This is a genomic window from Fictibacillus sp. WQ 8-8 (genome assembly GCF_024494405.1).
GTDB classification, from domain to species: Bacteria; Bacillota; Bacilli; order Bacillales; family Fictibacillaceae; genus Fictibacillus_C; species Fictibacillus_C marinisediminis.
Genome location: NZ_JAMXKG010000003.1, coordinates 564,060 through 576,770, shown reverse-complemented (window position 1 = coordinate 576,770; position 12,711 = coordinate 564,060). Strand labels below are relative to the sequence as shown.

The window sequence follows — 12,711 nt, the reverse complement described above, 5'->3', positions numbered from 1 at the left end:
TTCTTTCGGGTCATCGTCTTTTATAATCCCATCTTGTAATCATATTCTTTTGCTTTATCCGGGATCTTGCTTTCATATTCTGTTTTGATCTCATGTTTATGAGATCGTTTCACTTCTTTCACAAAATGAAGAGATTCCAGTTTGCCGGCAACATCATCAATTTTTGCTGCATCACAATATATAACAGCATATTTCAACCGTTTTGAAATATAATGTACATTTCCATATCTCCTCAGCTGCTTTGAAAATTTCAGTGAATGCAAATAAACCGCAAGCCCCATTCGGTTTCCAATCATAAATTACTCCTTTAACACCATCATTTTTTTTAGTCTAGCATGATTATTATCAGTCTGCAATTTAATCCCATTTAAGAAAAGGAGTTTCCCCTATGAACCTTGACATCATTTGGAATGGCTTCCTCGAGGCCGTACGGAAGACTTCCTTTATCGATTCTGCAGAAAAAAAACTCATCACCGGTATACCGTTTCTTTATATTAAAACGGATGGATCGGCAGACAGAACGAAAATAGAGGAAGAGATAAAACTTCGATCAATCCAAGCCATGAAGGGCAAAAGGCTGAACGCAGAAATATCCTATTTCAGGACAGATTCTCATTTATATGTATACCGGTTCCGATTTCTCGTTCCTCAACAAAAGATGTTCTGCTGCGGCAACCTTTGTGAAGATTGTATCCGCTATCATAGATAAAAGAAAAATAAGAGCTCTGTTTCGAGAGCCCTTAACCGCAGCTGCATCCGCCTCCGCTTCCGCAACCGCCGCTGCAGCTTTTTGAATCAAAGAATGGGTTGCCTGTCGGCACTTTGATGTGCTCTGAAACGCTTCCCGCTATAAGGGAACTGCATTCGTTTAACAGGCTTTCCAATTCTTTCTCCGCTTTTTTGAAACCGGCTATGGTCTCATTAAAATCGAGTTCCCTTTTTAAAACCCTCACCTTTGTTGATACGGTTTTATAATCAGGATGATACTTTCCAAAACGCTGTACTTCCTCATACAGCTCTTTTGTTTTGTTGAACTCATTGATGAGCTTCTGAGCATTTGCGTCTTGTTCAAGATTATATTTACACACTCGGTATTGTATGGCAGCTTCTGATTCAGCTATCATCTTTCCGAGAGAATAGGATTCATCCAGCAATTCAAAATCCAGCACTAATCCCAGCATCCTCTCACTCCCTGCAGTGATTACTTATACTTTCTACCTTCATCTTATTATTATAGCCGAAATTATTATGAGATAAAAGAAAAACCGCCTCCATAACATTGACTCCTTCTTATAAAAAAAAGTATAATACTCTCGTTTGAAAGACTTTGAGAGCGAGGACCGCAATGAAACTTGTAACGTTTAACCCTTTTAGAACGATTGGAATCCCTGGCATACAGTATGTAAAGCCTGACAACATGTTCAAAGAGCTTGATAAAATAAAAGCAGCAGACGTCCTTCTTTTTCCGGAAAACTGGCAGGTAAACTCGTTGGTATATGGAATGAAGAAAAAAATATTTCCGAGCATCGAAAGTATTCAGCTTGGGTTTAGCAAAATGGAGATGACACGTGCGTTATGGACGGTTTGTCCAGAAAATCTTCCATACACTGAGATTCTAGGACATTCCAATGAGAACAAGCGCAAGGTTCTGGAGACTTTTCCTTTTCCTTTTGTTGCCAAGGAGATTCGTAATTCAATGGGGAAAGGCGTATTTCTTATTCATAACGAACAAGAATTCGAAGAATATGCAAAAGAAAACAATGTTTTCTATATACAGGAATACCTTCCGATTGACCGTGATCTTCGAATATGCGTAGTTGGAAATGAGATTATTGGAAGTTATTGGCGCATAGGCAGCAACGGCTTTCATAATAACGTAAGCCAGGGCGGAACCCTCTCATTCGATAACATTCCTGCTGAAGCATTAGAGCTTGTCCTTCGTGTTGCTCAAGGACTCAATATCAACCATGCAGGCTTTGATATCGTTGCGGCGAACGGCCGTTTTTATATTCTAGAGTTTAATGTGCTTTTCGGAAACCAGGCCTTTAACCACCTTGCCGTATCTCCAGAGAAAAAAATTCATGAATATCTTACAGCAGCTGAGATGGACCGGTAAGCAAAGTATGCCCCTTATTATGGTGAAAAGAGAAGCCTATAGCAGGCCTATAGGTCTTCTCCTTTTCCAATCATGCTCAGAAAATCAATCATCAATCCCACTGTTTTCACTTGATTGTGGAACTTATCAATCCGCTGGCCAAATGTCCTCCCAAAAAACACATTCGCTTCACTTTCCATCACTTCCAGCAGAAGGGGATTTCTCGATAGATCCCGATACCATCTAGGCTGCTCCCGAATAAAAAACTTAAGGTCTGGTCTAGTATTTAAATAGTCAATAATTTCCCTTCTCATCCGTCACACCCCTTAGTCTTTAAATACTGAAAAATAACTATCCTTTGAATTTGACGGCGGGCCCTGAACTGATTTGCTGCCCTGGAACTGCTTCAGCAGCTGATGAATGCCTTCTATCGCACCGCTGAATTGGACAATATGCTGCTGAATTTCACTGACATTGATGTCTCGAAACATGGAAAAAACATCTCCGACTGTAATTTCTTTTTTAGAATGTTCTTCAGCCGATTCCGGTTCCTGTTTCTGTTTTCTTTCCTTCAGTCCCCTGAAATGATCGGTTTTTAACGTATCCTGATCCTTTTCGGCCTTAAAAGCCTTCCAGCTTTCATGATTTGCCCCAAGGAAATACCAATCTTCATAAACATCCCTCCACGTACGATTATTTGAACGGACTTCACTTATCAGCTTAGGATGTTTCTGAACAAATATTCGGAATGCCTCAACGTCCTTTTTCATCTTCTCACCCCCGGCTGTCCTTCAACGACTACAATTCACCTATTACATGATACAGTTCCGCCTATAAAATGGTGCGCCTATTTTTCTTGTGCTGCTTTAAACATCGTTGTTTACCTTTGTTTTTTGTGTCAAAATTGAAGAGCAGCAGGTGTTGCAACTAGACAGAGAGAGAGGAAATAAAAAAATGGAATTGTATAAAGAGATGGAGTCTTTCATAACAGAAGCCTCAGAAGAAGAGAGAAATGTGCTGTCAGGCATCATAAAAAGCTTAAAAAATAAAAGGGAACACACCCACTCTACTTATATTTCAAGCTTAATGGATATGAAGCTGAACATCATTAATGATCATAAATTGGAAATCACTGTGCCAATCACTCCATTATTAAGCAACACAATAGGAATAGTGCATGGCGGACTCACTTCAACTTTAATGGACACCGCTATGGGAACAGCAGCCAACCAGACGCTTTCTGAAGGATCAGCAGCTGTTACCGTTGAAATGAAAGTAAACTTTACTTCTCCCGGAACAGGAAGCTTTCTTCGCTGTGAAGCAGAAGTGCTAAACCGTGGAAAAAAAGTCATCGTTACAGAATCAAAAGTTTACGGTGACCAAAACCAATTAATCGCCGTCTCGACCGGCACGTTTTTTATTGTAAGAAAGGCGTAAGCGGTCAGTCCGACAAGCGCTGGAGCTCTAACACAGCAACACGTTTTTTGTTTTTCAAAAAAAATAAGGGAGATCATCTGACCTCCCCTGACTGCTTATCATGGCTTTATAAAATTTTGTGTATAATTGCTCCCATAAACCCCTACACCCAAGCGAGTATAGTTTTTATTTAAAAGCGCTTCCCGGTGGCCCTGGCTGTTGAGCCATCCCTCTACTGCAGCCGGTCCATCTGTATATTTTGCTGCAATATTTTCACCGGCCTGTGAGTATTTCACTTTTCCCGCTTCTAGCCGATCGGCCAAGTCACCTGACGTGGGTGATTTATGCGAAAAATAATTAAGCTCTTCCATTTCTTTGCTGTGGTTATAGGCCACTTTTGCTGTCTTGCTATCCTTTGCTAAAGAAGCTAACCCATGTTTTAAGCGAATGACATTGGTAATATCCAGAATCTGCTGTTCTTGTCCTTTTTCAATTTTTCTCTTCAACTTTTCGGAGAATACAGGCTGTTTCTCCAAGCTGCCTCTGTATACGACAGAATAGGGTCTTTGCATGAGCAATGTTTCTTTATCCAGATACCTGATGCTGGAAAGCTCCTGAGTAAATTTATCAAAATAAAGCTGAGCAAAAATATCATGAAATGGAATAAGAGGACGGGTGTTCATTTCATCTTCCGATAGCTCGAAACGAAAGAAATCATCGGTTTTATTAACGGTAACCTCACTCTTAACAGGAATCTCTTTTAGAAGTGACGTTACGGACTGGCCGATCTTGAACGGTTTGATCGGCACTCTGTCCCCTGCCACAAAGACGGTTACCACTTTATTATCCTTGATTCCAGCCTGCATATACTGGTTCTCGGAACTTGAGTAAACATACCAGTCATATCCGTAAGCTGATGGTTCGATCCGGTCCGGGGGGCCAAGCCGTTTGGTCAGATAGTTATTGCTTTTACCTACAAAATTAGCCACGGTCGATTTTTCGATGCTTAATGTTTGAATACTCTCCTGAGGGATTTTATGTTTCTCCTGTCTCTCAGGAGTATGATAAGAATTCTGATCACAACTGTCCAAAAAGAACGAGATAACGAGAATTGCAAAAAGCGTTAGGATTGCTGTTTTCTTCAAAAGTGGTTCTCCCTTCAAAACATACCTTTCATAACTGTACTTCACAATTGTGGAATTTGTCTATAAATTAAAAAAGCACCTTCTACAAGGTGCTTTCATTTAGGGTATTTGCAATTTTACTGAAGCTGATCTCTTTGTTCCGAAATCTCACTTAGTGCCGCACCTGCTTTAGAGTCTGTTTCTTTATGCACAGCGATGTCACCAAGGGAAACAATTCCAACTAAATTGCTGTTCTCTACGATTGGCAAGCGGCGTATCTGATCCTTTGACATGAGATCGGAAGCTTCCTCTATGTTCATGTCCGGGCTCCCTGTTACGAGTTTACTGCTCATGACATCCGTTACCTTCGTTGAACCCTGTTTCTTCTCTGCAACTGCCCTGATGACGATATCTCTGTCCGTGATGACTCCGAGGAGTTTCTTTCCTTCACATACTGGAATGACCCCTACATCATCCTGTTTCATTTTTACAGCAATTTCATAGATACTGTCCTGTGGTGAACAAGTATCCACGTTCGTTGTCATAATGTCACGTATTGTTTTCATTAAAGATTCCTCCATACTCAATTTTTATCGAGATTAGTGTTCACTTCTGAAGGCATTCTATACGCCCATTCAATAAAGGGGAAATATTATGACAACGATTGCATCTTTAAAGCATTCATACTATCATAGATAAGTAAAGGTTTACATGAACAGTGGGAGGTTAAGGAAATGTTATTTGAAGAAAGCGGCCTGAAGGGTCAAGTTGTCCAATTTTCAATTCTTGAACATATTATGCATAACCATGGAATCATCCGTGCAGGACAGTGGGATTATGAAAGAATTACATACGATTATAAATTTGAAGATATGACGAATGGTGACGTATATTACTTGCGTTTTCCATGCCGTGTGGCAGAGGGCGAAGTTGAGAGCTCTCATGCAAAGATTGAACTATCGGATCCTTACCTTGGAAAACACTATTATCCGCACGGTGTTGAATATGATGAGGAGTTTCCTAAAACAATTACAGATCATTGCAAAAAACTTATTAATCAAGTGATAGAAGAAATCAAATAATGCCCTTCCGGCAAAAAACCCTTTCCCGTCGGAAAGGGTTTTTCCTTATTCTCTTTTTCCTATTGCATATCCTTCAAACAGCCTTCCTCCGTATGGCTCAAGCACATCATCTGCAAAGCCAATCACCTGCTGTTTCTCTCTTGCTTTATAGTACTCATCAAACACCTGAACAAAACGTAGTGCAAACTCCTCATCAAATTCTTTTAACGCCCTTACCATCCATTTCCCTTCACCAATCCAGCAGCTATTTACACGGAGGATAAATTCATGGATCATGTACGCCAATTTTGAAACAATGAAAAGATCTTCAGATGGATTACTCGACCCTTCCAGATCATCAAGCAGGTTTGTGATCTCATAGCGGGCAGAATCCACTTCTTTGGACTTCCACGGTGACGGGCCTCTTTTTAACAAAGCCAGAGATTCATTTTTGATGGCAGCTGCCTGTCCGTTGTCTTTCAGAATGATCCCTTCTGCGCACATCTGTGGAAGTGAGGGTCTTGCTCTGTCTCTGTTTTCCTTAAAAAAAACTTTATAAGACTGAAAGCTGTGAACGAATGCTTCAATTGGCCATCCAAACTCCAGGTACGATTTTCTAAACGAATGTTCTGCCAAGGCATCAAAAATCACAATATCGAGATCAGAGCTTTCGGTACCTTCCCCTCTAACGATACTCCCCGCTAGAAATACAACTTCTCCAGAAGGAAAGAATTGATCAATAAACTTTTTGGCAGCCTCAACGGCCGAATCTCTATTTGACATTATTTCATTCTCCTTAAAAAAAGTCGTAGATAAATGGTGTGTTTTTTGGGAGCAGTGATTCAAATAAAGCGATATCTTCTTCCCTCCCGGATATTCTCCCATGATTCAGCAGGCTTTTAGGTTGTTTATAGTTAAAGAGAATAGCCGTCAGTTCCTTAATTCCAAGGGAAATTCCACGTTTAGGCGCCATTTGGCATGAAGATTCTCCTTCTTTAGCAGGGAAGAAATTCACACTTGGCTGTATCCCATCTGCTGTAACGGAATAGGTACCTGTATTCCATTCAGCGAAGTCATCTCTCACGTGGAGAAACAACGTTTCACCTGGAATCTTGTTAAATGGATATTCTTTTAGAGCCTCAAGAACGTTTACAACTCTCGCCATAAAATAACTGTGCTGCCCCTGATGAATCTTAGGATCATCCAAATAAAATCCCGTTTCATCATCAGGGGGAGCTACAATGGTGACTTCGTTAATCATTGAATCATGATTCCTTATAAAGTTCCAAAGCCCTTCCCAGCTTTCTCTGTCCAGTGCAACAAACTCTTCGATCTCCATTACTTTTTCTTTTATTGAATAAAGGATATAACCTGCACCCTCGTTGTTGCTTTGCCTGTAGAGTGCTATTTTCGAGTTTGAAAGCACATTATTATTCCACCACACTTCATTTCGCTTCAATGAGCCGTTATAGCGTTCTGAGAATCTCTCATATATTGGAGACAGTATAGGTGAACTGTCTTCAGATAGTCGTTCTACTCTGCCGCTCACTTCATGAAAGGGCGGAAATTGGGTTTTATGTATTTTATATTTTTTGTAATCACATGTTAGTTCCCATCCAAAACTCCGGTAAAACTTTACTGAAAACGGATGAAGCATGGATAGATAAGTACCCGTGTTATTCATCACTTCCAATGAATGTCTGAGCAGCTGCCTGACCAGTCCCTTTCTTCTGTTCTCAGGCCAGGTTGCTACTCCCGCCAAACCGCCCATTTTTACGGATCTTCCCCCTAAATAAGCATCAAACGGAAGCAAATGCAGTTTAGCCAGCAGCTGGCCATTTTCACCAAACGTACCGTAAACGCTTGCAGGATCGAGATTTCGAAGTCTCTTTTCTATATCTTCTCTTGTTAATGAATATCTGAATGCATACTGTGAAAGCTCAAGAGAATGCATCAGTTCTTCCTTTTGAAGGTTTCTAATCACTGGTTTTCCTCCTTTTTCTCTCTAACAACTAGTTCGACATTATACGGTCCAACTCTTTTTTTTTTCAAAAAAAAAAGTTAACCGGCTGCCGGTTAACTTACTGTCTTTATGAATGATTTGCAGCAGCACTCATTTTGATCAGTGCTAAATCTTCTTTGTCTTTCGCCCGTTCTCTTTTTACCCACTTATAAAAAATGTGTCCAAGCACTACTCCGTAAACCACTTCCTGAAGAATTTTCATAACAATTCCTCCGGTCATCTGGTCTTCTAATGGAGGAAGAAACGATACCAGTTCTGGCGCATGAGCATACGTTGAATAGAGCAGATGGCCGGCAAACATGATCAATGCACAGGCTGGCGTCAGTAAAACACCGCTTGCGAATACATATCCAACCTTCTGTAAATCAGACAATGAATTCAATTCTTCAATCGGACAAAGAACTGGCCACCACATCGTAAATGCCGTGATAAACAAGATGGTATGGCTGAGAAAAGCCACAAATCCATTTGCCATGACTGCGTCAAAGACGACTGGCATATGGTAAATGGAAAACAGCGTAATAAAGACTAAGATCGCAATGAGCGGTTTTGTTAAAAAGCGGACGATGTTCATCAGTGAGTTCTGAAGGCTAAACCATTTCAAATACAAACCATGCGGCATACCGAGGATCATAAGCGGCGGCACCACAAGATAGCTTACTGCCATTTCAATCATATGCACGCTGAATAAATAATGATGGCCGATGACATTTAAAGGACTGCCTTTGGAAATATACAAAAATACAAGACCTGCTGAAAAGAAGAACTTTTGCAGCTTTGTTGTTTTTAAAGCCGAGTTTTTGTTGCCGTAATATTTAAAATATAAAATGCCAATGATCAAAATTAGGATGAAAATATCCGGCCGGTAAAGGCTGTAAAAACCAAAATCACTGATTTTTTCATGACTCATGTTATGGTCCATTATATAAACTCCTTTCCCACGGAAAGCAGGGATGTTCAATATTTATGAAAAATGGCTGCTTTAAGCAGCCATTTTCCATTTAAGAAGTCCAGATCATTCCTGCAATACCAACAACCGTAATGGCAGCAACAAGGATTCCGCACATCATTCCCCAAAGCGGGAAATCATGTCCCTTATGACTTAAATGCATCCAGATATACAATTGAAAGAATACTTGAACAACAGCAAGTACGAGAATAAATAGTACCGCAAAAGAATCAGCTACTTTATCACTCCAAATGGCGTAGAACGCAATCAGTGTTAAAAGGATCATCATAATGAAAGAAACATTATGGTGTTTCCTCTCTTCTTTAAACGCCAATTTACGCTGCAGTGCCTCGCTGCGGTGAACATTGGTTTCAGGGTTGCTATGATTAGCCATCTCTTAACCCACCTTCCCCATAAGATACACAACAGTGAAAATGAATACCCAAACGACGTCAACAAAGTGCCAATAGAGGGCAAATAAATAATACTTTGGTGCGTTTACAAGCGTAATTCCGCGATTCCAGTTGCGTACTAGCAATGTAATGATCCATAAACAGCCGAAAGCTACGTGGCCTCCATGGAATCCTACAAGGGTATAGAAGGCAGAACCAAAAGCACTGCTTGTAAAAGTATGCCCTTCATGGACATATTCATTAAATTCATATACTTCCAGGCCAAGAAAGCAAAGACCCAAGAGTAAGGTTACAAAAAACCATCCTTGCAAGCTTTTTACGCGGTTTTGCTTTAATGCAAGTACCGCATATACGCTTGTTAAAGAGCTTGTTAGCAGGAGCATGGTAGCCAGGAATACGGTTGGAAGCTTGAATAGTTCTTCAGTAGTTGGGCCATCCATATTCATATGGCGAAGGCCTAAGTACGTTCCGAACAATGTTGCGAACAAAACGGTCTCTCCACCTAAGAACAGCCAAAATCCTAAAAATTTATTTTTGCCTTCAAGGGTGGCTTTTTCGGGATGTTTCGGAAAGTTAGCATCATTTAATCGTTCATCTGCGTGCATTATTCTTTAACCCCCTTTAAATCGTCTTCCACTTCTTCTTTGTGAATATGGAAGCCATGGTCGTCAATAATTGAACGTAAGAACATGCAAATAAACGTGGCGATTATTCCAATGATTGTTACAGTTATAGTGTTATAAATTAATCCTAACGCTGCGCTAAAAAGCCCGATTGACATAAAGAGCGGGAGGATGGATGGATTAGGCATGTGGATATCCCCGACTGGTTCTGCAGGGGTCATGCCTTTATTCCCAGCTGCTTTTTCAATCCAAAAGGCATCAAGTCCCCGAACTAATGGTGTTTGTGCAAAGTTATATTCAGGTGTAGGATACGGAATGGCCCACTCCAGCGTTCTTCCATTCCAAGGATCGGAAGAAGGTGCATATTTTTTTGAAGCTGAAATGATTATGTTAATTAATAATACAATCGTACCGATTGCCATTAAGAAGGCACCGATTGAACTGATAAAGTTTAATTGATCCAGGTCCTGGCCGGAAAGGTATGTAAATACCCGGCGCGGCATACCCATCAGGCCCAAGAAATGCTGAGGGAAGAATGTAAGGTGGAAGCCGATAAAGAACGTCCAGAAATGAATTTTCCCAAGAGTTTCATTCAAAACCCTGTTAAACATTCTAGGATACCAATAGTATAGGCCTGCAAAAAGACCAAGTATTACGCCACCCACAATTACATAATGGAAATGGGCTACTACAAAATAGCTGTCATGGAATTGGTAGTCAGCTGAAGGAATGGCAAGCATAACACCTGTTACCCCACCCATTACGAATGTCGGGATAAATCCAACCGCCCAAAGCATGGCTGTTGAGAATACGATTTTCCCGCCCCACATCGTGAAAAGCCAGTTAAAGATCTTAACACCTGTAGGAACAGCGATAGCCATAGTTGCTACGGCAAAAATAGAGTTAGCTACAGGTCCAAGGCCGACCGTAAACATATGGTGGACCCATACCATGAATCCTAAGAAACCGATCAATACGGTCGCGAACACCATGGCGCTGTATCCGAAAAGACGCTTTCTTGAGAAGGTCGCAACAACCTCACTGATCGCACCAAATGAAGGCAAGATGAGGATATAAACTTCAGGGTGTCCGAAGATCCAGAAAATATGCTCCCAAATCAAAATATTACCGCCATTGTCCGGGTTGAAAAAGTTTGCATCAAAAACTCTGTCAAAAGATAACATAAATAAACCAATAGTTAATGGAGGGAATGCAAATAGAATCAAACCTGATGTAACGAATGCTGTCCAGGTAAACAACGGCATGCGCATAAATGTCATACCAGGAGCACGCATGTTGATGATTGTTACCAGGAAGTTAATTCCGCCTATAAGGGTTCCTATCCCCGAGATCTGAATTCCCAGTACATAAAAGTCCACCCCCGGTCCCCCGGACGTTGTTGAAAGAGGCGCATAAGCCGTCCAACCAGCGTCAGGAGCTCCTCCTAAGAGCCAGCTTAAATTCAGTAGTACTCCTCCGAAGAAAAACAGCCAGAATCCTAATGCGTTAACAAACGGGAACGCAACGTCCCTTGCCCCGATCTGCAATGGGACTACAGCATTCATAAAAGCAAAAATCAACGGCATGGCCGCAAAGAAAATCATTGTAGTACCGTGCATCGTCAGCAATTGGTTAAACGTCTCAGCAGCGACAAAGTCATTTTCCGGTTTTATCAACTGAATTCGCATTAACATTGCTTCGATTCCTCCAATGATGAAGAAGAATCCCCCTGCAATAAGGTATAAAATACCAATTTTTTTATGATCGACTGTAGTGAGCCAGTCCATCAGCCCACTTCTCTTTTTGTGACTTGCATGAGTAGACACCTTTTTACCTCCTTTTTACAAACCGCTCCTCTTGCCTATTGAAGTTTTAGACTTAGAAGATAGTCAGCTACTGCGTCAACTTCTTCATCATTAAGGGGCACGTTCGGCATGTTATTGCCTGGTTTTACTTTTTGAGGATTTTTAATCCATTTTTCCAAGTTGGCTTTGTTGTGCTCAAGTACACCGGCAACACGCTGTTTATCACCAAAACCAGTAAGATTAGGTCCGGTATTACCGCCGTTTTTGCCTACCGCATGACAAGACATACAGTTCTTTTTAAAGATTTTTTGCCCTTCAGCAGCATTTCCGGTAGCATTGCCGCTTGCATTCTTGAATGAATCTACCCAAGCCTTGTATTTTTCTTTTGAAACGACTTTTACTTTGAAATCCATAAGGGCATGAGAAGCACCGCATAATTCAGCACATTTCCCTTTATAGATCTGTTCTTTCTTTCCTGTTTCAATCCACATGTAGTTCTTGCTGCCGTCACCAGGATTGGTGTCTGTTTTCCCAGCAAGCGATGGAATCCAGAATGAGTGGATGACATCAGAGGATGAAAGCTCCACATGCACTTTGGTATTAACTGGAAGAACTAGTTCCTGAGAAGTAATAATCTCTTCTTTAGGATACTCAAACTCCCACCAGTACTGATGGCCTGTAACCTTGAGAGCCAGTTCACTCTTTTTAGGTTTATCTTTCGCAGATAAATCAAAAGTTTGCATAACTGTCGGAACTGCAAGAATAATCAGTAAAAGAATTGGAATCGCAGTCCACAGAATTTCGAGCAGATGATTTCCTTCTACCTGTTCAGGAATCGTGTCATCGCCCTTGCGCCTTCTAAATTTGATCAATACAAATACATAAATGATAAAAACGACCAACAATACAAAAATCATAATTGCTAAGCTCAGCACCATTAATGAGTATTGTTTGTTGGCTACTTCACCTTGCGGCATAAGCGCAGACAGTGTTGGATCACCACAACCCATCAGCAGAAGCGCCAGCATTGCAAACAAAGGGATTATTCGCCCTTTACGCAGCAAATTTCTCATCACTTCATAAAACCCCACTTTCTCGTTGTAGTTCAGCTACTATTATCTATTACCTGCTTGTCATAAACGGCATGTGTCCGTTTACATTAAGCAGCAAATAGCAAAAAAAAATGTAAGCCCTTTAATATA

At 40.9% G+C, this 12,711-nt stretch carries 17 protein-coding genes; 4 read left to right on the top strand and 13 right to left on the bottom strand.

Annotated elements, in window-relative coordinates:
* Nucleotides 1-20: 20 nt before the first annotated feature.
* Nucleotides 21-296, bottom strand: a complete 276-nt coding sequence (locus tag M1K46_RS08370) for a YlbG family protein (RefSeq protein ID WP_053354605.1) — start codon at nt 294-296, stop codon at nt 21-23.
* Between the two features lie 92 nt (nt 297-388).
* Between M1K46_RS08370 and M1K46_RS08365 the strand changes: the two genes are divergently transcribed.
* Entirely contained in the window at nt 389-709 is a 321-nt protein-coding gene (locus M1K46_RS08365; protein ID WP_256225690.1) for a hypothetical protein, read from the top strand.
* A gap of 31 nt (nt 710-740) precedes the next feature.
* Here M1K46_RS08365 and M1K46_RS08360 read toward each other — a convergent pair whose 3' ends face one another.
* On the bottom strand, nt 741-1,181 hold the full coding sequence (locus M1K46_RS08360) for a YlbF family regulator (RefSeq protein ID WP_053354607.1): 441 nt from the start codon (nt 1,179-1,181) through the stop codon (nt 741-743).
* Nucleotides 1,182-1,345: 164 nt separating this feature from the next.
* On the opposite strand from M1K46_RS08360, the gene M1K46_RS08355 reads away from it, so the two are divergent.
* Nucleotides 1,346-2,116: an ATP-grasp domain-containing protein gene (locus tag M1K46_RS08355; RefSeq protein WP_256225689.1), complete on the top strand. Its 771-nt coding sequence runs from the start codon at nt 1,346-1,348 to the stop codon at nt 2,114-2,116.
* A 47-nt stretch (nt 2,117-2,163) separates the two neighbouring features.
* Here the strand turns inward: M1K46_RS08355 and M1K46_RS08350 are convergent, their stop codons facing one another.
* Together M1K46_RS08350 and ylbD are read right to left on the bottom strand one after the other, a co-directional pair.
* Complete coding sequence (locus tag M1K46_RS08350) at nt 2,164-2,409, bottom strand: YlbE-like family protein (protein WP_256225688.1); 246 nt, start codon at nt 2,407-2,409, stop codon at nt 2,164-2,166.
* 12 nt (nt 2,410-2,421) lie between these two features.
* Nucleotides 2,422-2,865 (bottom strand): spore coat protein YlbD, encoded by a 444-nt coding sequence (gene ylbD / locus M1K46_RS08345; RefSeq protein ID WP_053354610.1) that lies wholly within the window; start codon nt 2,863-2,865, stop codon nt 2,422-2,424.
* 184 nt (nt 2,866-3,049) lie between these two features.
* On the opposite strand from ylbD, the gene M1K46_RS08340 reads away from it, so the two are divergent.
* Nucleotides 3,050-3,532: a PaaI family thioesterase gene (locus M1K46_RS08340; protein WP_256225687.1), complete on the top strand. Its 483-nt coding sequence runs from the start codon at nt 3,050-3,052 to the stop codon at nt 3,530-3,532.
* 98 nt (nt 3,533-3,630) lie between these two features.
* Here M1K46_RS08340 and M1K46_RS08335 read toward each other — a convergent pair whose 3' ends face one another.
* A complete protein-coding gene (locus tag M1K46_RS08335; protein ID WP_256225686.1) occupies nt 3,631-4,656 on the bottom strand; it encodes a CAP domain-containing protein in 1,026 nt (341 codons plus the stop codon).
* 116 nt (nt 4,657-4,772) lie between these two features.
* Nucleotides 4,773-5,201 carry a CBS domain-containing protein gene (locus tag M1K46_RS08330; protein WP_256225685.1) on the bottom strand — a complete coding sequence of 143 codons (429 nt, stop codon included), beginning with the start codon at nt 5,199-5,201 and terminating at the stop codon, nt 4,773-4,775.
* Between the two features lie 168 nt (nt 5,202-5,369).
* Between M1K46_RS08330 and M1K46_RS08325 the strand changes: the two genes are divergently transcribed.
* Complete coding sequence (locus M1K46_RS08325; RefSeq protein ID WP_053354614.1) at nt 5,370-5,717, top strand: YugN family protein; 348 nt, start codon at nt 5,370-5,372, stop codon at nt 5,715-5,717.
* Between the two features lie 45 nt (nt 5,718-5,762).
* Here M1K46_RS08325 and M1K46_RS08320 read toward each other — a convergent pair whose 3' ends face one another.
* The 7 genes from M1K46_RS08320 to coxB form a co-directional block, all read right to left on the bottom strand.
* Nucleotides 5,763-6,479, bottom strand: a complete 717-nt coding sequence (locus tag M1K46_RS08320) for a nucleotidyltransferase domain-containing protein (RefSeq protein WP_062231579.1) — start codon at nt 6,477-6,479, stop codon at nt 5,763-5,765.
* Nucleotides 6,480-6,492: 13 nt separating this feature from the next.
* Nucleotides 6,493-7,680, bottom strand: coding sequence for a GNAT family N-acetyltransferase (locus M1K46_RS25735; RefSeq protein WP_256225684.1), 1,188 nt, complete (start codon nt 7,678-7,680; stop codon nt 6,493-6,495).
* Nucleotides 7,681-7,786: 106 nt separating this feature from the next.
* Nucleotides 7,787-8,641 (bottom strand): cytochrome c oxidase assembly protein, encoded by an 855-nt coding sequence (locus M1K46_RS08310; protein WP_256225683.1) that lies wholly within the window; start codon nt 8,639-8,641, stop codon nt 7,787-7,789.
* 79 nt (nt 8,642-8,720) lie between these two features.
* Nucleotides 8,721-9,062: a cytochrome C oxidase subunit IV family protein gene (locus M1K46_RS08305; protein ID WP_053354618.1), complete on the bottom strand. Its 342-nt coding sequence runs from the start codon at nt 9,060-9,062 to the stop codon at nt 8,721-8,723.
* Nucleotides 9,063-9,065: 3 nt separating this feature from the next.
* Nucleotides 9,066-9,686, bottom strand: coding sequence for a cytochrome c oxidase subunit 3 (locus tag M1K46_RS08300; protein ID WP_248252478.1), 621 nt, complete (start codon nt 9,684-9,686; stop codon nt 9,066-9,068).
* Entirely contained in the window at nt 9,686-11,530 is a 1,845-nt protein-coding gene (gene ctaD / locus M1K46_RS08295; protein ID WP_053354620.1) for a cytochrome c oxidase subunit I, read from the bottom strand. The genes M1K46_RS08300 and ctaD overlap by 1 nt, the downstream gene beginning before the upstream one ends.
* A gap of 35 nt (nt 11,531-11,565) precedes the next feature.
* The gene (gene coxB / locus M1K46_RS08290; protein ID WP_256225844.1) at nt 11,566-12,582 is read right to left on the bottom strand and encodes a cytochrome c oxidase subunit II; all 1,017 of its coding nucleotides are present in this window, start codon (nt 12,580-12,582) and stop codon (nt 11,566-11,568) included.
* Between the last annotated feature and the right edge of the window lie 129 nt (nt 12,583-12,711).